This is a genomic window from Methylocystis sp. WRRC1, from assembly GCF_020733155.1.
Classification (GTDB): Bacteria; Pseudomonadota; Alphaproteobacteria; order Rhizobiales; family Beijerinckiaceae; genus Methylocystis.
Genome location: NZ_JAJFZJ010000001.1, coordinates 3114611 through 3134734 on the forward strand (window position 1 = coordinate 3114611; position 20124 = coordinate 3134734).

Here is a 20124-nt window from a genome sequence, read left to right on the forward strand (position 1 = left end):
CAGAGCAATGGCGTATCGGAAGGCTTCTTGAAGGCGCTCACGCGCGGCTAAGCCCGACTCGCCGTCTCGCCAGACATCCAACAATCCTAGCCAGGCTGACGCGCTGGATGGAGAAATCTTGCGAAGCTCTCCGCCAATCGGGCCTGAATTTCCGATCCTCTCGGGAGTTCATCCGCCTCAGTGCGTAACCAGCCAGACCGTTGTCCGTTCAAATGGAGGGCAGTCCATAATCCACATGCCGATGCTTTGCAAAGTCAAAACAACATCAATAGTGTGGTTCAGCCGCGGCCCGATTGCCTACGCCCGGGACAAGTGACGGCTGCGCTCGAGAACGAAAATTGAGAAGTGTGGAAGGTTTTCGCATTGCTGATGAATGTAAATAAAGTTAGGCCACGCTTCGCCATAGACCAATATCGATTATGAAGGCTGTGCGAAGCGTCATGGCTCATAGGTGTAGTGAGAGAGCGGACGCAAATGATACGTTGCAATGCAGCGGCGCGAGATTTCCGTCGAGCCCGTTGAAGAAAAGTGGGGCCGATCCGCGGGTCGATAAGAACCGCGTTTGGATAGGCGATTTGACGAAGCAACCGGAGATTCTTTGATGCTGCATGTTAATAACGATACCTATCAGCCGGATCTCATTTACGATTTGGGGATGCATCATGCGCTGGACACGAAGTTCTATCTGGACAAGAGGTTTCGTGTAGTTTCCCTCGAGGCCAATCCCGCTTTCGTCGAAGCGGCGCATCAGGAGCATGAGGCGTTCGTCGAAGCGGAGAGGCTTTTCATCGTCAATCGGGCTTTATGGCGTAATTCGGGTGAAACAATCTCATTTTATGTCAATCCGATACAGGACGACTGGTCGAGCGCGTTCAAGGACTGGGCGGAGAAGGGCGGACACGTCAGTCAGGAAATCAAGGTCGAAACCATCACGATCAGCCAAATGTTCGATGATTATGGTGTTCCTTACTATCTCAAATGCGATCTTGAAGGGGCGGATGAACTGGTTGTTCAGCAGCTGCTGGCCGATCCGCGCCGACCGGCCTTCGTTTCGATTCAAGCAACTTCCCTTGGCGCATTGGCCCATCTTTTCGCAGCAGGGTACGATCTGGTTCAGATCGTCAATCAAGACCTCAACAGCGCTATGACGCCGCCAAACCCGGCGCAGGAGGGGTTGTTCGTTCCCGTCTGCTTCAACGGTCACATGAGCGGCTTATTCGGACGCGAACTGCCGCATGCTGGATGGCTGAGTTTCGAGGACGCGGCGAGGGATTATCTCGCTTTCAGGGAACTCCAGAAACACAATAGTCCGCTCGTACATGGATGGATGGATTTCCATGTCACGAGCAGCGCGACATTGAAACAGCTGGGAGTTATCCAATAGGTTTGGATTCAGTTGAAATTCGAATGGGAGTCAGGCGTATCGTTGAACGAAAATGACATGCGGTTCTTGGTTCGATTGCTCGCCCCCAATTTTCAGGCTGGCGTATTTGAGACCGATCGTCCGGTCCTTTAACTGGAGCTAAACATGATCGACGTTCTCATTCTGACAGACATAGCAGCCGTTATTGGAATGCTTGTTCCGCGAAAGACGTTTGTCGGTATTGGAGGATTATGGGGCCTGAAAAACGAAATAGTGGCGCCCGCGCTGAGAGCGGGGGGCGACCTCTGCGATGATGGCGGACATCGTTCCTCAATGTCGCGGCTTGAGTTTTTTAGCCGATTCCCCTCGGTTTTCGCCACAAACAGATAAAGCGCCTTGGGTTCAGGATCCACGATGCGCTCGGTTTTGATCGTGTGCTCCCAACTGTCGCAGAACGCGCAGAGATAGTGGAGCGTTGACCCCCGCAGAATTAATGCCGAGCGCGCGCGGCGCGCGGTTCAGCCCGCATGTGAGATGGCGGCGACGTAATCTCGCCAGCAGTCCATCGGCGCCGCGCGAAAGGATTCGTGAAACGCCTCGTCGAACGGCGCGCCGCTCTCGAGGCTGCGCAGCAGGCGCCCGAAGGCGACGGGATCGCGCGCCCGCAGCCAGGCGATGAAGACAGCCGCCTGCCGGAAGGCCAGTCGCTGGCGGTAGGAGTAAGCGTCGAGAGCGCCCGTCGCGGAAGGCTCGCGCTCGAAGCGGATGTCGGTGAAATCGAACCACGGACGATCGTCGAGAATGACGGCGTAGCCGTCGCGGATCGCCTGCGCGGCCTCCTCGTCGCTGACGCCCTCGGCGCCGCCGCCCTTCGAAACCGTCACGGCAAGGCCTTCGGTGAACCACGGCGGCGGGCGCGGCGCGTGGCGCGGTCGCCAGCCGAAGAAATGAATATGCGACAATTCATGGGTCAGCACGCCGTCGAGCCGCGCGCGCTCTTCCCCGCACAGGGTCGGCGAGAGCAAGGCGCGTCCCGCTCGCGAAACGCCTGCGACGCCAGAGTCGCCGAGGCCGTTTGCGCGCGCGTAAGTGTCGAAGGATTCGTAGACTCCGATCAGCGGGGCTTTCGCGAAGGGGCGGCCATGCTCGCTCTCGACGCGTCTTAGCGCGCCGGGAAGGATCGCGGCGACCTCTTGCGCGCAGGCGCGCGCCGCCGGCTCGAAGCGGATGCGCCCGTCGCTTTCGAGCGCGGGCAGGGCGCCCGGGTCATTCAGCTCGGCGAGGAGCGCATGACGCAACGCCGGCCTTGCCGTCAGGGAAATGACAACGGCGGCTGTGAGCGTCAGCGCCGCCGTCGCGGCAAATCGGAGGAGGCGCATGGCGGCGCTCCGTTCGTGGACGACGCCGCCATTTTGCGCTCCCGCCGGGCCGCCGTCACGCGGCTTTCGCCTCTCTCATCAGTTCAACGAAGCGGCGGAACAGATAATGGCTGTCCTGAGGTCCCGGCGAGGCCTCGGGGTGATGCTGCACCGAGAAGGCCGGTCGGTCCGTCAGAGCGATGCCGCAATTGGAGCCGTCGAAGAGCGAGCGATGCGTTTCGACCGCATTCTCCGGAAGCGTGTCGCGATCGACCGCGAAGCCGTGGTTCATCGACACGATCTCGACCTTGCCCGTGGTGAAGTCCTTCACCGGATGATTGGCGCCGTGATGTCCTTGCGGCATTTTCCGCGTCCTGGCCCCGACGGCGAGCGCCATCATCTGGTGACCCAGACAAATACCGAAAGTCGGAACCTTCGCAGCCAGCAGGTCCCGGATGACGGGCGCGGCGTATTTCCCCGTCTCGGCCGGGTCGCCCGGCCCGTTGGAGAGGAAGACGCCGTCGGGTTTTAGCGCGAGAATTTCCGCGCTCGTCGCCGTCGCGGGCGCGACGATAACCTCGCAGCCCTGTTCCGCCAGCAGGCGCAGGATGTTGCGCTTCACGCCATAGTCGATGGCGACGACGCGATATCTCGGCGCGCCCTCGCGCGCGCCATAACCCGCGCCGAGCTTCCAGGTGGTCTCGCGCCAGTCGAAGCGCTCTTTCGCGCCCACGGTCGGGACGAGGTCCATCCCGTCGATGCCCGGCCAGGCCGCGGCCTTCGCCTTGAGCGCGGCCATGTCGAACCGGCCGTCCGGCGAGTGGGCAATGACGGCGTTCTGCATCCCCTTTTCGCGGATCAGCGCCGTCAGCGCGCGCGTGTCGATTCCGCAAAGAGCCACGATCCCGCGCTTCTCGAGCCAGCTCGTCAGCGTCGACTCGGCGCGGAAATTGGATGGGTCCGTCACCGGCGCGCCGAAAATCGCGCCGACCGCGCCGGCGCTGCGGGCGAGATCGACCGTCTCGACGTCGTCCTCATTGGCCCCGACATTGCCGATGTGCGGGAAGGTGAAAGTGACGATCTGCGCGGCGTAGGACGGGTCGGTGAGAATTTCCTGATAGCCTGTCATGGCGGTGTTGAAGCAGACCTCGCCCACCGCCTCGCCGACGGCGCCAAGGCCGTAGCCCTCGATAACCTCGCCGCTCGCGAGCACCAGCACGCCGGTGTGCACCGGCTTCGTCCAGCCATTGTCTTGATTGACGCTCATGTTCCGCTCTATTCCCTGTTGACCGTGGATTTAGTCCATCCGACCCCGAAATGGAAACCCTATGCGCGAGAAGATCACCCAGGACCTGAAAGACGCAATGAAGGCAGGCGACCGCGCCAAGGTGGACGCCCTGCGCCTCATCAATGCGGCGCTCAAGGACAAGGATATCGAGGCGCGCGGGGCGGGCAAGACGCTCACAGGGGACGATGTGCTGGCCCTGCTGCAGAAGATGATCAAGAGCCGGCAGGAATCGCTCGACATCTATGAGAAGGCCGGCCGCGAGGATCTCGCTTCGAAGGAGCGCGGCGAAATCGCCGTGATCTCCGCCTATCTGCCGCAGCAGCTCACCGAAGCCGAGGCGGCGGAGGCGATAAAGGCGGCCATCGCCGAGGTGGGCGCGGCGTCCATCAAGGACATGGGCAAGGTCGTCGCCGCGCTCAAGGCGAAATACACGGGCCGCATGGACTTCGCCAAGGCCAGCGCAGCGGTCAAGGCGGCGCTGAACGGGTGACAGGCGCCGGCTGAGCCTCGGCCGCTAGGACCACATTGCGAAAAAGTGATGGGGCGGGCCGCGGCCGTCTCCCAATTCGAGCGCCTCCGCCGCCGCCAGAGCGCCCTCCAGCCAGACCTTCGCCGCGGCGATGGCGTCGATGAGCCCCGTGCCCTTGGCGAGTTCGGCGGCGATGGCGGAGGAGAGCGCGCAGCCTGTGCCATGGGTGTGGCGCGTCTCGACGCGGCGGCCATGGAAAACGCGGATCTCGGCGCCGTCGGCGAGCACGTCGAGGGGTTCGCCCGCAAGGTCGCCGCCCGTAACAAGCACGGCGCGCGCGCCGGCGTCGGTCAGCAGACGCCCCTGCGCCGCCATTTCATCGAGCGTGCGGGCAAGCGGCGTGTCGGTGAGCGCGCTCGCTTCATGGAGGTTGGGCGTGACGAGCCGGGCGAGGGGCAGCAGCGTCGTGGAGAGCGCCGTCTCCAAACCTGCCGAGGCGAGGCTGACACCCTGCGTTGGAACGAGCACCGGATCGAGCACGACATTTAGCGGCGCTTCCCACAGCGCGCCGGCGATCGCCCGGGCGATTTCCGGCGTCGCGACCATGCCGATCTTGATGGCGTCCGGCCGAATGTCCGACATCACCGCCTCGATCTGCGCCGCGACAATGTCCGGTGCGACGGGGAAGGCCGCCGTTACGCCGCGCGTGTTCTGCGCGGTGAGCGCGGTGACCGCCGCCATGCCGTAACAGCTGAAGGCGGAAAAAGTCTTGAGGTCGGCTTGCACGCCCGCTCCGCCCGAAGGGTCGGACCCGGCTATGGAGAGGAGCTTCGGGATTCGGGCCTGCATGAGTCCTAGTTAGCGCAGTCGCTCTGCTCGCCCAAGCGTCGGACGCCGTACGGACCGCGTTCGCGCGTCTTTCGGCTTCCCGGTCGCCGTTTCGCCGCGTAACAGCCTCGAACTTCTCATCTTCCGTGAACGCGACGCTAATCTTTACGATGCAATTTCATTGCTCGATATCGCCGCCGCGCCCCGGCATGCATGCTCCCGCCTTGCTGCGGAGGGAAATTCGAAGGTTGGAGAAATGAAGAGGATCTTCTGTCTTTTCGCCATTCTGATACTGGCGTCGCTACAAACGCGCGCCGCCGACGCGGCGCCGAACTGGACCGTCTACAGGGACGTCAGATATGGCGTGAGCGAACAGGAGAAGGCGGATCTTTATCTGCTCAACAGGGGCGTGAACCCGGTCGTCGTCATGATCCACGGCGGCGGATGGCAGGGCGGCGACAAATCTTCCTACGCCGGCTACTACGCAGAAATGTACGCCCGGGCGGGCTTCCATGTGGTGGCGATCAATTACCGCCTTGCGAAATACGGCGATCGCTCGACTCAATGGAACGCCCAGTTGCAGGACGTGCAGCTGGCGATACGCTGGCTGCGCCAATATGCGAGCGCGTTGCGGATCGACCCCGCCCGCATCGGCGCTGTCGGCGACTCCGCCGGCGGCCATCTCGCATTGTTTCTAGGGTCTCTCGCGACGTCGGCCCCGAATATGACGGGCGGGATCGATCGCGCGGCCTTCTTCCCGGCCCTGTCGCCGAAGGTGTCGGCGGTGGTGGACATGTTCGGACCGACCGATCTCACCCGGCCTGAAATGTATACGCAGCTTGCGCCTTCGGCTCTGTTCGGCGCGCGGCCTTACCCGGTGGTTCCGAATCTGTACCGTAACGCGTCGCCTATCTTCACTTTGAGCACACGGACGGCGCCCGCCTGCGTCGTCCACGGCACCCTCGATCCGGTCGTCCCGGTGTCGCAGTCGCTCTCCCTGATCAGCAGACTGTCGCAGCTCGGCGTGTCCTACAAGTTCATCCCCTTCCTCGGCGGCCATTCATTCTCGGGCCTCTCAGGGACGCAGAGAACCGCCATCGACCGCGCCGCCTTGCTCTGCATAAGCAACATCTTGCGGCCCAATCCATTAAATGCGCTCTGAACCGGCGCGCCGCGCCACCGAAAGCGTGACTGGTCTTCAAGGTAGAGACGCCCGGCGCGGAGCAAGGCTCCGCGCCGCGACGGGCCCTGTCAGCCGTGAGACTTCGGCAGCGTCAACACGCCGGCGTCGCCATTCTCCGCGCCGAAAGCAAGTCGCGCGCCCCTCGCATCCCATGCGAGCGCGCTGATGCGGGCGTTTTTCGAGTCCTCCGCCATGCGGCGCACGAGGATTTCCGAGCCGTCGGAGATGCGGGCAAGCATGACGAGTCCGTCTTCATAGCCGATGGCGACGACCAGCGCGCCGGGATGGAAGGCGACGCGCGTCACCGGCACGTTCACGCGCACGCCGCATTCGCGCGGCGCCTGTCCCATGGGGCCGTCCTTGCCGGAGAAGGGCCAGATGATGCAGGCGTCCGCGCCCGAGGTGGCGAGCCATTTCCCGTCATGCGACCAGGAAAAGCTGCGGGTCTTCCCCGGATAGCCCGCCATGCGCATGTGCTTGCCGTCCGCGACGCGCCAGCCGTGGAGCGTGTTCTCCTGCATGGAGGTGACGAGGAATCGCCCGTCTGGCGAAATCGTCGTGTCGAGATGCGAGCCGTTCCAGCTGAGCAATTCCGGCTTGCCGGCGTTGGGGAACCAGAGGGTCGCGCCATTGTAATGCGCGATGGCGAGGCGGTAGCCCTTGGGGAAGAAGGCGAGGCCTCGCGAAGTCGACGGTATGTCGAGCGATTTCTCCTCGCCTTTGGCCGAGCGCGTCCGCACCCAGCGACCCGCCGACCAGGCGATGGCGCCTTCATGCAGCGCCAAGGCGTCGATCCATTTGCCCTTCTCGTCGGCGATCGTTTCGCACGCGCCGGTCTCGTCGGTCGCGACCACGCGGCCGTCGTCTCCGCCCGTGACGATGCGGCGCCCGTCACTCGCGACGACGAGGATAGAGGCGTCGGGATGCGCCGGAACGCGCCGCCCCTCCGCACCATCGCCAAAACGCAATTGGCCGTCGGCCAGCGCGAAAACGGGCGTATCCCCGAGAAACGCCGCGCCTGCCGCGGCCTCGCCGAGAGCGATGGTCTCGACGTTGGAGGTCAGAGTCGGATAGTCGGTCACGAAAGCTCTCTCGTCAGGCGCCCTCTTGCGCGGGCGCGCCCCAGCCGGCCGGCAGGCGCGGGCGGCGCTTGCGGAACTGGCCGCGCGTCACCAGCGCGAAAGCGATGGCGTCAAGTCCCGCGAGGGTCAGCCACCAGAGCTGCTCCGCCGCCGGTCCCAATAGGCAGATGACGAAGCCGGCGCCAAGTCCGCCGAGCAGAAAGGGCGCAAGCGCCGGCCGCGTTCCGCCTACCGCGAGGCTCGCCCGCACGGCGACCAGCGCCAGCGCCGCCGCGCCGAGAACGCCGAGATCGAACCAGATCTGGAAAATCAGGCTGCGCGGCGTCGCCGGCGTCAGATAGCCGCCCAGAACGCCCCAGGTCGCGGCGCCGAAGCCATGGCCGATCAGCGTGCGCGGCCCGTCGCTCGCGATCATGTGGCCCCAGAAGGCGAGGTGCTTGAAGAACGCCGGCGGACTCTCGGGCCAGACGAGATGCGTCGAGAAGGCGGCGAGCGGGGCGAGCAGGATGATCGCCGCCATCAGCGCGGCGAGCGCCATGGACATCTGCCGGGCGCGGCCGAAGGCGGCGGCGAAGACGACTGCGCCGCCGACCAGCGCCGGAAGGGCGTTCGGAGCCTTCGACAGATAACAGGCGAGGATCGTGCCCACCCCCAGCGCCGCGGCCGAATACCAGCGGCCGCGCACGGCGAGCGCGCCCATCGCGGGCCAGACGAGCAGCGCGAGCCCGAGCCCCGCGCGGGCGAGGGGGCCGACGTCGAGAATGTCCTCGATCGAATATTGAGGTTTCAGCAGCAGCGTGATCGCGACCAGCGCCACCGCCGCGATCGCTGCGCCGATCGGCAGAAGATTGAGATTCGACGTCTTGGTGCGCAGCGGCAGAAAGCCGGTCGCCACGGCGACGAGTCCCAGCGTAGCGACAGCCTTGCCGAATCGCTCGCCCGGGCCGCTGAAGGGCGTCCAGAGCAGGGAAAGCCCGGTCCAGAGCACGAGCAGCATGGCGGCGAGCATAGGCGGCGACAGCAGGATCGCGCGCAGCGACCGGCCGGCGCGCGCGTCCTCCGAGAGGCTGGCCGAAATGAGCAGCAGCGCCGCCCCGATCGGCAGAAGGATGTAAACGGTCTGGCGCGCGAGGATGGGCGCGACAAGCGAGATCACGAACAGCAGGAAGACGCCTACGCGCAGCAGGAGGCGGGCGGCTTCCTCCGCGGGGTCGTCGGCGGGGCGTCGTGAAAACGTAAACATCGGACTGGCGCTGCGGAGTGGGAGCTGAATCGGGCTTGGTCGGAGACCTTAAAATGAAATGGCGGAGCATGTGTGTGTTGCAACGCACGATTCCGGTCTGAGGGCTAATTTTTTCCCCACTGTGTCTCTTTTGCCCATTCCAGCCGCACGGTCTCGTCCAGTTCTGTTGACATGTGACGGGGTTGCAGTGCGGCGACGCGCGCCGGCGCCAGCCGCGCCAGCGCCCAGACCGCCGCGCCACGGACCACCGGCTCCGGATCGTCGAGTAACCGCTCGGCCTCCGCTGCAAGCGCGCGGTCGCCGCTGTTGCCGATGGCGACCAGCACGTTGCGGAGGAAACGGGCGCGGCCGATCCGCTTGACGGGCGAGCCGGAAAAGAACGCGCGAAAGCCGGCGTCGTCGAGCCGGGCGAGTTCGCCGAGCGGCGGCGCGTCGAGATCGGGACGGGCGGCGAGCTTCGCCTCGCGCGTCGCCACGGCGAATTTGTTCCAGGGACAGACGGCGAGGCAATCGTCGCAGCCGTAAATCCGGTTGCCGATGGCCGTGCGGTATTCGCGGGGGATCGGCCCTTTGTTTTCAATGGTCAGATACGAGACGCAGCGGCGGGCGTCGAGCCTGTAGGGGCCGATGAAGGCCTGCGTCGGGCAGATGTCGAGGCAGTTGCGGCAGGAGCCGCAATGGTCGCGCTCCGGCGGGTCGGGGGTGAGGCGCAAATCGGTGAAGATTGCGCCGAGAAACAGCCAGGACCCGAAAACACGCGAGACGAGATTGCTGTGCTTGCCCTGCCATCCGAGCCCGGCGGCCTGCGCCAGCGGCTTCTCCATGACGGGGGCGGTGTCGACGAAGACTTTGACCTCGCCGCCGCCCGCGCGCTTGAGCATGAAAGCCGCCAGCTGCTTGAGCCGTCCCTTGACGATGTCGTGATAGTCGCGGTGGCGGGCGTAGACCGAAATCGCGCCGCTTTGGCGCTTTTCGAGCGCCGCGAGCGGGTCCTCGGCTGGACCATAGTTGAGACCCAGCATCACGACGCTGTTGACATTGGGCCAGAGGGCGCGGGGGGACACGCGGCGGTCGGCGGTTTCCGCCAGCCAGCCCATGTCGCCATGAGCCCCCAGCGCCAGCCATTCCCTCAGGCGTCCGGCGAGTTCCGGCGCAGCCTCCGCGGGCGCGACGCGGCAGGCGTCGAAGCCGAGCGAGAGCGCGTGAGCGCGGATGTCGTCCTCGAGCGTCAGAAGTCCAGTTCGGCGTAGAGCGGCGACGGCGTCATGCCCGGCGCCCGGTCGGCGAGAAGCGGTCGGAAGGCCGGCCTCGACTTGATCCGCTGGTACCAGTGCTTCGCCGCTTCGTCCTCGTCCCATGGCGCGTCGCCCAGATAGTCGGCGCAGGAAATATGCGCGGCCGCCGCGAAATCGGCGTAGGTCAGACGATCGCCGGCGAGCCAGTTCCGCGTGCTCGTGAGATAGCCGATGTAACGCATATGGTGGCGGATGTTCGCGCGCGCGACCCGCAGCACGTCCATGTCCGGCGCGCCGCCCTGGGGCGAGAAGCGCTTGTAGACCTTTTCCTTCACCAGCCAGCCGGTCACTTCGTCGAAGAATTTGACGTTGAACCAGTCGACGAGGCGCCGCGTCTCGATTCGCGGGCCCTTCTCCTGCGGCAGCAGACGCTGCACGCCGCGCGCGGGGCCATAGACCTCGTCCAGATATTCGGCGATCACGCCGACGCCCGGGACGACCGAACCGTCGTCGTCGATGAAGACCGGGGTCCGGCCGGCAGGGTCGAGCGCCAGAAATTCGGGGCGTCTGTCAGCGGCGCGCTCCTCGATCAGCTCAGCGTTGACGCCATATTCAGCGAGAACAAGCCGGACGAAGCGGGAATGAGGGCAGAGCGGGTGATGATAGAGGGTGGGCATGAGGCCTGTTCGCGGCGGCGCGGGACGATTGCGCCGATTTCCTGTATGTTCGAGCCGAATAACGTCACAAGCTGGCGCTTTTGCGGCTCACACAGCGGCGTCTTTGCCGCCGCGCGTAGAGGATATGCCATGATTCGTTTCGCATTCGCACTGTCTCTGGTCCTGACAGGTTGCGTTTCCGTTAGCGCCGAGCCGCTCAAGGATACGGTTCCGAACATTTCTGTCGTCGGAGAGGCCTTCGAGGAAGTTGCGCCGGACCGAGCGACGCTGCGTTTCGGCGTCGTGACCGAGCGCCCGACCGCCGCCGAGGCGGCGACCGAAAATGCGCGCGTCGCCGCAGAAATCCTCGCCGAACTCAAGTCGCTGGGCGTCGCGGACGTCGACATCCAGACGCAGGGCGTCACGCTCGAGCCCTTCACGATAGAAGAGCATGACGCCAAGGGAAAATCGAAAGGCGTGCAGAAACTCTACCGCGCCCGCAATGATCTGGCCGCGCGGGTGAAGCCGCTCGACAAGGCCGGGGCGATCGCCGGACGGCTGATCGACAAGGGCGTGAACAGTTTCGATGGGGTGGAATATGACTTTTCCAATCCCGACGAGAAGCTCGACGCCCTGCGCGCCGCGGCGGTGAAGGACGCAGAGCGTCGCGCCAGAACCTACGCGGAAGCAGCCGGCCTGCGCCTCGGTCGCGTCCTCGAGATCCGCCCCGTGGACAGCGAGATTCCGCAAATGCGCCCCTATGCGGCGCGCCTGGCTCCGGCTCCCGAGGCGACTCAGGTTCCGATGCGGCCCGGCCTGCAGCGGATTTCTTCGCGCGTCAGCGTCACCTGGGCCTTGGGGCGCTGAGGCTCAGGAGACCGGTTTTGCGCTCTGTAAAGCAAACTGCCCGTAATTACAGCGTGTTGCCTATTGCAATGCTTGATCTTTAGGCGCCGATTCGCTATCGCAACGCACAAATCCGGGATAGGCTGATAGTGGCGAAAAGCTTGGGCTTTCGCCGCAGCGTGATGAGGACGCCCATGGCTCGCATCATCTTTTACGAAAAGCCGGGCTGCGCCGGCAACGCCAGACAAAAAGCGCTGCTCCTCGCTTCCGGACATCAGGTCGACGCGCGCAACCTGCTCACCGAGCCCTGGAGCGCGCCGAGCCTGCGCCCCTATTTCGGCTCCAAGCCTGTCGAGGAATGGTTCAACACCGCTTCCCCGCGGATCAAGTCGGGAGAAATCGACCCCGAAAAGGTAAATCCGCAGGAAGCGCTGATGATGATGATCCTCGACCCGACGCTGATCCGCCGCCCGCTCATGCGCGTCGGCGATCATTGCGAGGCGGGCTTCGATCGCGAGGCGGTTCGGGCCTGGGTCGGCCTGAAGGCGGATGCGGATGACGCTGTCGACGGCTGCATTCATGTGATCGAAAGCGACGCCGCCTGAAAGAGACGCGAGCGGACGGCGCGCGGCGCCCGCGCGACTATTGTCTCCGACCGGCGATCAATTTCCAGTAGCCATTGTTTTATATTGAATTTGCTCATGCGATCGGCCGCTGGCCCGGCTGATTCTCGCAATGCCCGGCGACGGCCTGGCCACTTGATCACGCGCGCCGCAAAAGAAGCAAGGCTCCACCATCAAGATGTTACATCATTGGTGTTGTATTCCAGCCTTGCCAAAATATAATCTGCACAACCGCTTACATGGCCGCTTGGCGCTTTCGGGCCTTAGCGGAATTGCACAGCTGGCGCTGTGGGGTTTATAATTAATGTTATCGGCCGCGCGGCCTGCCGCTCCATTCCGGCCGCGGAGTTGAACATCGCCAATGAACGGCGCAGATTTGCAAGCCTTTATCGAGAATATGCCTGTCGCCGCCGCGATGTTCGATTGTGACATGAAATATGTCGCAATGAGCCCGCGCTGGCGGGTGGATTACGAGCGAGCGGGCGATCCGCGCGAGAACCGTCATTGTGAAATCCTTCCCGAGATCCCGCAGCGGTGGCGCGAGGCGCGCAGCCGCGTCCTTGGGGGCGAAACCGTCATTTCGCCGGCGGATCGTTTCGAGCGCGCGGATGGCTCCATTCAATGGGTGCGATGGGAATTCATGCCCTGGCGCGCCGCCTCCGGCGAAATCTGCGGCGTCGTCATCCTCGCTGAGGACGTCACCGGGCGAGAGCTCGCAGACGCCGCTTTGCGCGACGAAGCGGTCGAAATGGATCGTCAGCGCGACCAGATCGAATGGTTGTATGAGAACGCGCCGATCGGCCTGTGTCACCTCGATCGGGATTTACGCTATCTTTGCGTGAACCGTTGGCTCGCGGAAATCAACGGCCTGCCGATCGAGGCGCATATCGGCCGCAGGGTGCGGGAAGTCGCGCCCGCGCTCGCGCCCGGGATCGAGGAAAGCGCCAGAAAGATCCTTTCGACGGGCGAAGCATTGCGAGACATCGAGTTTCGCGGGAGGGCGCCGCGCCCTCCCGGAGTCGCGCGCTATTTCAGCCTAAGCCTCCATCCGGCCTTCGACAGTGAGGGCCAGATCATCGGCTTCAACGTCGTGGTGCATGAGGTCACCGAAAAGAAGCGCATCCATGCCTTGTGCGAGACGGATCGGCGCAAGGACGAGTTCCTCGCGACGCTTGCGCATGAACTGCGCAATCCTCTCGCGCCGATCAAAAACGCGGTCCATGTCCTCCGATTACTCGAGGACGACGATTCCGCCACGAAGGAAAAAAGACGCGCGGCGCTCGAACGGGCCGGGCGTCAGGTCGACCATATGGCGCGCCTCGTCGACGATCTGCTGGAGATCACTCGCATCAGCCATGGCAAGGTGGAGCTTAGAAAGGCGCGGACAGATCTCGCCGCGATCCTGACCCAGGCGATCGATCTCAGTCAGCCGCAAATCCAGGCAGGGTCACACCGGCTCGCCGTCGATCTTTCAGCTGAGCCCCTGCAAATCGATGGCGACCCGGTTCGCCTTGCTCAGGTGTTCACCAATCTCATCAACAATGCGGCGCGATACACCGACGCGGGCGGGCGAATCGAGATCGCCGCCGCGCGCGAGGGCGAGGAGGCCGTCGTCACGGTGCGCGACAACGGCATCGGGATTCCACGGCAGCAGTTGTCGTCGATCTTCGAAATGTTCGCGCAGGTCGAACCAACATGCCGGCGCGCGCCGGGCGGCATCGGCGTCGGCCTCGCGCTCGCGCGCAGCGTCGTCCAGTTGCACGGCGGACGGATCGAGGCGCGTAGCGAGGGCTTGGGACGTGGCAGTGAATTTATCGTCCGTCTTCCTTTGGCCGCACATGTCGAGACGCCCGCAATGGCTTCGTGACGAATGGGCGTCCCCCGCGCCTTGAACGCGTTCAATGAAACTGCGCGCGCATTTCCTTATGCAGGCGCGTCCGTCTCAATCCGATCTTTCGCCTTCGGAGCAGACTCCGAAATGGATGCGCTCGCCCGCTCCGTTGGCGTCGACGAGCATCCTTCTGAATTGCGTTCGGTGAAGCTTCCCGAAGGCGTCCCGGTATGCGAACGCGCCATAGAAATGGATTGTCGACACGCCGGAAATGATATCGTTGATTTCCTCGCTGGTGAACTGGCGGGGGCCCTCTTTCACGAAGCTTTGCTTCTGGCCCGGCCCCAGGTCTCCGTGATGCGTGATCTCGCCGCTGTCCAGAAAGGGAAGGTCGGAGAGATGGTGGCGCAGTTCGACAACGCACCAGTCGGCGACTTCGTAGGCGGGCGTCTGTCCGAGATTGGCGTATTCGAGGAAAAACTTCGGCTCGCCGCCGAGGCTCCCGTGGAACTCGACGCGTGTGACATGGAGATAGGCCCTGAGCTTGCGCTCGGAAAACTCCCTTCCTTCGCGAATGAGCTTGCGGCTGGACCGCCATAACCCCAATGTTCCGAGGAAAAGCCCGGCCGTGAAGGCCGCGAGAAAAAGCTCGCCGTTCTTGAATCGCAGCCCGAATATATCCGTGAATTCGGACGACGCCGCCTTTGCTTCCGCGACCCGGCGCGGATTTTCCTTTTGTTGCCTGGGCGGCGGCGGCCCGGGCTCCGCGCGCGGCGGCTGTGGCGGCGCTGACGGTTTTTCAGGTTCGGGACGTTGAGCCTGGAGGGACGCCGGCGGGTTTTCGGCCTCGGGCGGCGGCGCTGGCTTGACTATGGGCGGTTTGGCCGCCAAGCCTGTGGAGAAGCTCAAACCGAACAGAAAAATCACACATGCTCTGATCACAAGGTTTCGCATGTTGCTTCCGCCAATCGCGCTCCGCGCCTGAGCGCGACTCTACATTGCGCCCTTTCGCTGGCAAGCGGACCATGAGCATGGTCCTCTTGAGCGGTGCAATCGAAATGCTAGTTGACGCGGATCGGGAGGCGCTTCCCTGACCTGTCGGGTCAGGAGCGGATTTGACGAGGAAACGCAGACGTTGACGCAACAGGAAAATCCCCGCTCCGAAAACGTGGCGCGCGCGCTTGTCACGCTGGCCGAAGACGGCCCCGTCGCGATCATCACGCTGAACAGCCCGGAAACGCGAAACGCGCTGTCGTCAGCCATGTTCGAAGCATTGGCGCAGAATCTCACAAAAGCTGCGCAACGGCCGGGCGTGCGCGCAATCGTGGTTCAGGCGGAAGGCGGCGTTTTCTGTGCTGGTCACGATCTCAAGGAAATGACCGCGCATCGCAGCGACAGCGACGGCGGCGAAGCGTTCTTTACGCAAACGATGCGCGCCTGTTCGAATGTGATGCAGCAGATCGTCGGTATGCCGCAGCCCGTTATCGCCGCCGTTGACGGAATGGCCACCGCGGCCGGCTGCCAGCTCGTCGCGGCTTGCGATCTTGCCGTCGCCGGGCCGCACGCGCGCTTCTGCACGCCGGGCGTGAACATCGGACTCTTCTGCTCGACGCCGGCGGTGGCTCTGTCGCGCAATCTTGCGCGCAAGCATGCGATGGAAATGCTGCTCACCGGCGACGTGTTCGACGCCAACGACGCCTTGCGTTTCGGTCTCGTCAATCATGTTTCGCCGGATGGCGCCCGCGCGCTGGCCTTGGCGCTTGCCTGGAAGATCGCGCAAAAATCCGCGCAGGCGATTACATTCGGCAAGAAATGTTTCTACCGTCAATTGGAGGCGCCCCTGTCGCAGGCTTACGAAGACGCGAGCGCCGTGATGGTGGCGAATATGCTGCAGGCGGACGCGCGCGAAGGCATAGCGGCCTTTCTCGAAAAGCGCGCGCCGCAATGGGCGCAGAGAGACGCGTCATAGCGACTCGAGAAAGGCGACCAGCGCAGCTTTCTCCTCGTCCGTCAGGCCGAGTGGCCTGATACTCGGATCAAGCGCCGGATTGACGCCGCCGCCACGGTCGTAGAATTCGACAACCTCTGCAAGGGTCCTCAAGCTTCCGTCATGCATGTAGGGCCATGAATTCTTCACGCCGCGCAGCATGGGCGTCGTATAGGTCCAGCGATCGTCGGGGTTGCGCGAGATTTCGAAGCGACCGACGTCATTCCGGACTTCCGCCTTGTCGAGCCCGATCGCCGAAAGCTGCACGTCCTGAAAGACGCCGGGCGCCAGCTCGACGCGAGTCGTGACCGGATTGCGCTTCGCGAACGCCACGCCGGTATTGTGCCATGACTGATCCGTGAAGAGAGCAATGTTGTCGCCGATCACGTGGCATGAGACGCAGCCGCCTTTCGTGACGAATATGTCGTAGCCGCGCCATTCCTGCGGCGTGAGCGCGCTCTTTTCGCCGCCAAACAATGCGTGATCGATGCGGTCGTCGCCGATAAGCAATGTCGCCTCGAAGGCGGCGATGGCGCGGCCAAGCGTGATCATCGTGACGCCTTCGCCCGGAAAGGCGGCGCTGAAGGCCGCGCCATATGCGGGATCATTACGCAGCCGATCGAGAAGCGGTCCGATGGCGGGGTTGCCCATTTCATCCGCAGCAAGGAGCGGTCCCCAGACCTGCGCGGCGAGGTCCGTCTCGCGTCCGTCGTGGAACAGGAATTTCTTGAATACGACATTGTAAAGCGACGGCGCGTTCCGGCGTAACGATCGGCCTTCCATTCCGATCGAAAGCGCGCTCTGGTTCGACGCATAGGCCTGCGCGGGGATGTGACACATCGCGCAGGACAATGTGCCGTTGGCGGAGAGGCTTCGGTCGAAAAAGAGACGCTCGCCCAGCTTGCGCATCGCCTCCGAGCCTGCGGTCATTGACGGAACGGCGGGCAGGCCGAGCAGCGGCTTGCGTTCTTCGGCGTCTGCCGCCGTCACGCAGATGACGAGCGCGATCGTCACAGCGACGCATTTCAAAGCCCGCAGCATCGGATGCGACATGTCAGGGCGCTCCACGATTGTTCGCCTCGGAATGGACGATGGCGAGCGTGCGCGCGTCGTTGAGAAGGTTCTCCGGCGCAAGAAAGGCCGTAGTGTAAATCTCTCGCACCCAGCCGTTCGGGTCGATGAGGAAGACTTTCAGCATGTGATTGACGACGCCCGTGCGCTTGCCGTCCGCGTCGGTTTCGAATGAAATATCCTGACCCATCTCCCGAAGCAGGGGCGCGAGATCGTCTTCCGAACCGCTCGTCAGAAATGTCCATGGAATAGTTGCATCTGCCCCACTTTCCGCTTTTTGCAGGAGCCGCATCGTCGCGGGCGTGTCATGCGCCGGATCAATGCTGACAAATATCAGTCTCAGTTTGTTCATCAGCAGCGGGTCGCTGCTCGCCTCGCGCTTCAGGGATTCGAACGCCGACCAGGCGACCGGGCATCCTGTGGGATCCGCGCAATGGCCGTAGAAAAAGCCGAGCGCCGTCACTGCGCCGCGCGTGAAGCTGGCGAGCTGCGCGGGCTTGCCGTCCGCGTCCAGCAATTGCGCTTCGGGAACGCGCTGGATGCGATTGAGGCTGTAGCTTCCGGGCGCGGGAAGATTTGCAACGCTCGGGGTCACAGGCTCGGCGCAAAGCCCCGACGCCGTCGCGATCCAGAGAGTCGCGACAACGCCGGCGGTGAAAGGCGCGCGCGCGCCTTTCATTTTCATGCCCGTCATTCTCACCGCAACTCGGCCTTCTGCTGGCGCGCCGTGAATTTCATGTGATGCGCGCGGCCGAGACCTTCCTTGGTGAAATCGATCGCGAAATCGAGCTTCAGCTCCTTTCCGTCCCAGGAATAGCCTTTCAGGAACTGTTCGTTGTCGGCGCCTTTCTTGTCCCAATTGGCGAGAAGGGAGGTCGTGTAGTAGACGCGTTTGCCGTCCCAGCTTTGCGAGACCATGTTGACCTGCGCGCCGATCTTCTTCGAGTAGATTTCCTTCGGCGCCTCGGGATTTGAAAGATCGAAGAGGCGCGTCGAGCCATCCATGAATGTGTTGACCCAGAGGCGGGACGCGTCCGACGAAATCGAGATGTCGACGGGCAGCGGAATCTTCGACGGATCGCCGATGTCCGCAACAGCCTTCGCCTGCCATTGACCGTTCTCGTCCTGCTTGACGAGCCATAGCTTTGACGTCAGCGCGCTTGCCGTGACCGCCCAGTCGGCGCCGGGTTTCAGCGCCCAGCGGATTTCGAGCGGCGCGCCGGGAACGGAAAAGACCTTCTCGGGCTTCATGGCCTTCAGATCCCACAGCACCATCGTGTTGCCGAAATTCTTCATGGCGGCGCTGTCCTGGATCAATTGCGACAGATCCATCATGTAATTCGTCCAGCCGGTGAAGCTCGACGTCAGCATTCGGTTCTGGCCGGGATTGATCGCGATGTCGTAACCATAGCCGTCGCCGCCATTGTCGAGCGGCATGGGCGTCGTCGCAATCTGCTCGCCCGCATTGTTGTAGGTAATGAGGCCCGTCGCGCCGCCGTGGTCCTTCTTGTTCGACAATGCCTGCACGAGCATGCGGCCGGGCAGGGCGTAGAAAGTATGCGGGCCGACGTAGCCGCTTTTTTCCGCGAGATCGTCGATGATCCGCACGAGTTTCGGCTTCGACGGATCGGAACCGACGTCGAAGATGAAGATCTTGCTGTCGTCGAGACGGCCGGCCCAGAGATATTTACGATCATCGGTGAAGCCCATGTGATGCGCCTCGCCACGGCCGCCGACCGAAATCGTGTTGATGACTTTTCCGTAAGTCGGCGAGCCGGGAACGACATCGACCGTCACGAGCTTGTCGGACTCGTCGCCCACGCCTTTTTCGCCGAGCGTCCAGACGTGGAGATATTGTTCCTGCCCCTTGATGAGCCCTGTCATGAAGGGCGAATTGCAGGTCTCGTCCGCGCGGGCGGAGAGCCCCGCGCCTGACAGAAGGAAAGCGAGACTGCATGCGACGACTGCGCCGCTGACGAGCTGCGACATGTTCGGCGGCCTTCCGTTCAAGAAGGCGCAAATATTTGGCGGGTTTGTTGTCGGGCGTTTCATATCGAACTCCTGTTTTTCTTCAGAGTCATTTGCTGCGGTCGGGACTTTTTTCGAGGCGCCAAAATGAGATGACCGGTCGTCTTAAAAATGGTCAAATGACGGTCACGCCTTGAAATAGTCATTGAGCAGGAAGTCACAGAACTGGACGAGGGGGCGCACCGATTTCTCGATCTTCATGCGCAGGAGCGCGCCTTGCCAGACATTGACGAGAAAATCCGCCATTTCCTTAGCGTCCATGTCCTTGCGGAAACTGCCCTCCTGCTGTGCGCGGGAGAGACCCTCGCGCAGCTTGTCGCGATAGCGATGCACGGCCTCGCGGAGCGATGTCTGGCAGGCGTCGCTGGTGTCGCCGATCTCGCCGATGAGATTTCCGAGCAGACAGCCGCCCTTGAAATCACGGCGCTCCGTTTCTTCGATCAGCTCCCGAAAATAGGCTTTCAGCGCCGCCTCCGCTTTCACGTCGCTGCGCTGAAGGTGCGCGTCGAGCTGACGGATGAAAGGGTCGATGTAATGCTTGACGACCTCGGCGCTGAATGCCTCCTTGCTGGGAAAGTAATTGTAGAAGGACCCTTTCGGCACGCCGACCTTCTGCACCAGTTCCTGCAGGCCGGTGCCGTGATAGCCCTGCTCCATCAGGAGGGCGACGCCCTGGTCCAGAAGCTTTTCCCGAAGTTCCTTGATGTCGCGCTTGCTCATGGTGGACAGAATATGACCGGTCGTCTCATTTGGCAAGCCGGAAAGGGGGATGTTCAGTTTTCGGCCGATCGAAAAATTGGCGCCGCGTCCGTGACGGTGACGCCCAGGCAGATCGACCTTCCCGAATTCCTCGCCCGTCACGCGGGGCGACCGCCAAAATTCGCGCGAATTCTCGGAAAATTGCCGTGACGGAAGCGGGCGCAGGCCATCGCTTTGTCTGTTGCTGGCTCGACTCGATCGTTTCGGCCTGAATCATCGTTTCAGGCGACCGCCGCCCCGCCGGTCCGTGAGAACGTCGTGATTCGCAAGGCGG

General features: G+C 63.3%; 19 protein-coding genes. 7 read left to right on the forward strand and 12 right to left on the reverse strand.

Annotated features, from left to right (window positions below; translation table 11 throughout):
• Positions 1-601 precede the first annotated feature (601 nt).
• Positions 602-1384, forward strand: coding sequence for an FkbM family methyltransferase (locus LG047_RS15070; protein ID WP_227967563.1), 783 nt, complete (start codon positions 602-604; stop codon positions 1382-1384).
• Positions 1385-1881: 497 nt separating this feature from the next.
• On the opposite strand, the gene LG047_RS15075 is transcribed toward LG047_RS15070, so the two are convergent.
• Both LG047_RS15075 and carA read right to left on the reverse strand, forming a co-directional pair.
• On the reverse strand, positions 1882-2742 hold the full coding sequence (locus tag LG047_RS15075) for a hypothetical protein (protein ID WP_227967564.1): 861 nt from the start codon (positions 2740-2742) through the stop codon (positions 1882-1884).
• A gap of 55 nt (positions 2743-2797) precedes the next feature.
• Positions 2798-3988 (reverse strand): glutamine-hydrolyzing carbamoyl-phosphate synthase small subunit, encoded by a 1191-nt coding sequence (gene carA, locus LG047_RS15080; protein WP_227967565.1) that lies wholly within the window; start codon positions 3986-3988, stop codon positions 2798-2800.
• Between the two features lie 61 nt (positions 3989-4049).
• Here carA and LG047_RS15085 point away from each other — a divergent pair, with 61 nt between their 5' ends.
• The gene (locus tag LG047_RS15085; RefSeq protein WP_036283018.1) at positions 4050-4499 is read left to right on the forward strand and encodes a GatB/YqeY domain-containing protein; all 450 of its coding nucleotides are present in this window, start codon (positions 4050-4052) and stop codon (positions 4497-4499) included.
• Positions 4500-4523: 24 nt separating this feature from the next.
• Here LG047_RS15085 and thiD read toward each other — a convergent pair whose 3' ends face one another.
• Positions 4524-5327 carry a bifunctional hydroxymethylpyrimidine kinase/phosphomethylpyrimidine kinase gene (thiD, locus tag LG047_RS15090; RefSeq protein ID WP_227967566.1) on the reverse strand — a complete coding sequence of 268 codons (804 nt, stop codon included), beginning with the start codon at positions 5325-5327 and terminating at the stop codon, positions 4524-4526.
• 235 nt (positions 5328-5562) lie between these two features.
• Here thiD and LG047_RS15095 point away from each other — a divergent pair, with 235 nt between their 5' ends.
• Positions 5563-6468 (forward strand): alpha/beta hydrolase, encoded by a 906-nt coding sequence (locus tag LG047_RS15095; RefSeq protein WP_144259592.1) that lies wholly within the window; start codon positions 5563-5565, stop codon positions 6466-6468.
• A gap of 89 nt (positions 6469-6557) precedes the next feature.
• On the opposite strand, the gene LG047_RS15100 is transcribed toward LG047_RS15095, so the two are convergent.
• From LG047_RS15100 to LG047_RS15115, 4 genes are all read right to left on the reverse strand, one after another.
• On the reverse strand, positions 6558-7571 hold the full coding sequence (locus LG047_RS15100; RefSeq protein ID WP_227967567.1) for a WD40 repeat domain-containing protein: 1014 nt from the start codon (positions 7569-7571) through the stop codon (positions 6558-6560).
• Between the two features lie 13 nt (positions 7572-7584).
• Positions 7585-8814, reverse strand: coding sequence for a hypothetical protein (locus tag LG047_RS15105; RefSeq protein WP_227967568.1), 1230 nt, complete (start codon positions 8812-8814; stop codon positions 7585-7587).
• Positions 8815-8918: 104 nt separating this feature from the next.
• Complete coding sequence (gene queG / locus LG047_RS15110) at positions 8919-10028, reverse strand: tRNA epoxyqueuosine(34) reductase QueG (protein ID WP_370635073.1); 1110 nt, start codon at positions 10026-10028, stop codon at positions 8919-8921.
• A gap of 14 nt (positions 10029-10042) precedes the next feature.
• Positions 10043-10726, reverse strand: a complete 684-nt coding sequence (locus LG047_RS15115; RefSeq protein ID WP_227967569.1) for a glutathione S-transferase family protein — start codon at positions 10724-10726, stop codon at positions 10043-10045.
• A gap of 129 nt (positions 10727-10855) precedes the next feature.
• On the opposite strand from LG047_RS15115, the gene LG047_RS15120 reads away from it, so the two are divergent.
• From LG047_RS15120 to LG047_RS15130, 3 genes are all read left to right on the forward strand, one after another.
• Positions 10856-11572 carry an SIMPL domain-containing protein gene (locus LG047_RS15120; RefSeq protein ID WP_227967570.1) on the forward strand — a complete coding sequence of 239 codons (717 nt, stop codon included), beginning with the start codon at positions 10856-10858 and terminating at the stop codon, positions 11570-11572.
• 173 nt (positions 11573-11745) lie between these two features.
• Positions 11746-12156 (forward strand): ArsC/Spx/MgsR family protein, encoded by a 411-nt coding sequence (locus LG047_RS15125; RefSeq protein WP_227967571.1) that lies wholly within the window; start codon positions 11746-11748, stop codon positions 12154-12156.
• A gap of 379 nt (positions 12157-12535) precedes the next feature.
• Positions 12536-14041, forward strand: coding sequence for a PAS domain-containing sensor histidine kinase (locus LG047_RS15130; protein ID WP_227967572.1), 1506 nt, complete (start codon positions 12536-12538; stop codon positions 14039-14041).
• 75 nt (positions 14042-14116) lie between these two features.
• Here the strand turns inward: LG047_RS15130 and LG047_RS15135 are convergent, their stop codons facing one another.
• Positions 14117-14959 carry a hypothetical protein gene (locus tag LG047_RS15135; protein ID WP_227967573.1) on the reverse strand — a complete coding sequence of 281 codons (843 nt, stop codon included), beginning with the start codon at positions 14957-14959 and terminating at the stop codon, positions 14117-14119.
• 181 nt (positions 14960-15140) lie between these two features.
• Between LG047_RS15135 and LG047_RS15140 the strand changes: the two genes are divergently transcribed.
• The gene (locus LG047_RS15140; RefSeq protein ID WP_255679578.1) at positions 15141-15974 is read left to right on the forward strand and encodes an enoyl-CoA hydratase; all 834 of its coding nucleotides are present in this window, start codon (positions 15141-15143) and stop codon (positions 15972-15974) included.
• Here the strand turns inward: LG047_RS15140 and LG047_RS15145 are convergent.
• From LG047_RS15145 to LG047_RS15160, 4 genes are all read right to left on the reverse strand, one after another.
• Positions 15969-17045, reverse strand: a complete 1077-nt coding sequence (locus LG047_RS15145; protein ID WP_227967574.1) for a cytochrome-c peroxidase — start codon at positions 17043-17045, stop codon at positions 15969-15971. The two genes, LG047_RS15140 and LG047_RS15145, sit on opposite strands and share 6 nt — an antisense overlap.
• 1 nt (position 17046) lies before the next feature.
• Positions 17047-17757 (reverse strand): SCO family protein, encoded by a 711-nt coding sequence (locus tag LG047_RS15150; RefSeq protein ID WP_227967575.1) that lies wholly within the window; start codon positions 17755-17757, stop codon positions 17047-17049.
• Between the two features lie 2 nt (positions 17758-17759).
• Positions 17760-19052, reverse strand: a complete 1293-nt coding sequence (locus LG047_RS15155) for a selenium-binding family protein (RefSeq protein ID WP_227967576.1) — start codon at positions 19050-19052, stop codon at positions 17760-17762.
• A gap of 165 nt (positions 19053-19217) precedes the next feature.
• Complete coding sequence (locus LG047_RS15160) at positions 19218-19952, reverse strand: TetR/AcrR family transcriptional regulator (protein WP_227967577.1); 735 nt, start codon at positions 19950-19952, stop codon at positions 19218-19220.
• Positions 19953-20124 lie beyond the last annotated feature (172 nt).

Bases quoted from the DNA above. Each gene is read 5' to 3' on its own strand.
- LG047_RS15125 (WP_227967571.1), top strand. From the start codon at position 11,746: ATGGCTCGCATCATCTTTTACGAAAAGCCGGGCTGCGCCGGCAACGCC.
- carA (WP_227967565.1), bottom strand. From the start codon at position 3,988: ATGAGCGTCAATCAAGACAATGGCTGGACGAAGCCGGTGCACACCGGC.
- LG047_RS15120 (WP_227967570.1), top strand. From the start codon at position 10,856: ATGATTCGTTTCGCATTCGCACTGTCTCTGGTCCTGACAGGTTGCGTT.
- LG047_RS15150 (WP_227967575.1), bottom strand. From the start codon at position 17,757: ATGACGGGCATGAAAATGAAAGGCGCGCGCGCGCCTTTCACCGCCGGC.
- LG047_RS15070 (WP_227967563.1), top strand. From the start codon at position 602: ATGCTGCATGTTAATAACGATACCTATCAGCCGGATCTCATTTACGAT.
- LG047_RS15135 (WP_227967573.1), bottom strand. From the start codon at position 14,959: ATGCGAAACCTTGTGATCAGAGCATGTGTGATTTTTCTGTTCGGTTTG.
- LG047_RS15145 (WP_227967574.1), bottom strand. From the start codon at position 17,045: ATGTCGCATCCGATGCTGCGGGCTTTGAAATGCGTCGCTGTGACGATC.
- LG047_RS15105 (WP_227967568.1), bottom strand. From the start codon at position 8,814: ATGTTTACGTTTTCACGACGCCCCGCCGACGACCCCGCGGAGGAAGCC.
- LG047_RS15085 (WP_036283018.1), top strand. From the start codon at position 4,050: ATGCGCGAGAAGATCACCCAGGACCTGAAAGACGCAATGAAGGCAGGC.
- thiD (WP_227967566.1), bottom strand. From the start codon at position 5,327: ATGCAGGCCCGAATCCCGAAGCTCCTCTCCATAGCCGGGTCCGACCCT.
- LG047_RS15155 (WP_227967576.1), bottom strand. From the start codon at position 19,052: ATGTCGCAGCTCGTCAGCGGCGCAGTCGTCGCATGCAGTCTCGCTTTC.
- LG047_RS15095 (WP_144259592.1), top strand. From the start codon at position 5,563: ATGAAGAGGATCTTCTGTCTTTTCGCCATTCTGATACTGGCGTCGCTA.
- LG047_RS15115 (WP_227967569.1), bottom strand. From the start codon at position 10,726: ATGCCCACCCTCTATCATCACCCGCTCTGCCCTCATTCCCGCTTCGTC.
- LG047_RS15075 (WP_227967564.1), bottom strand. From the start codon at position 2,742: ATGCGCCTCCTCCGATTTGCCGCGACGGCGGCGCTGACGCTCACAGCC.
- LG047_RS15130 (WP_227967572.1), top strand. From the start codon at position 12,536: ATGAACGGCGCAGATTTGCAAGCCTTTATCGAGAATATGCCTGTCGCC.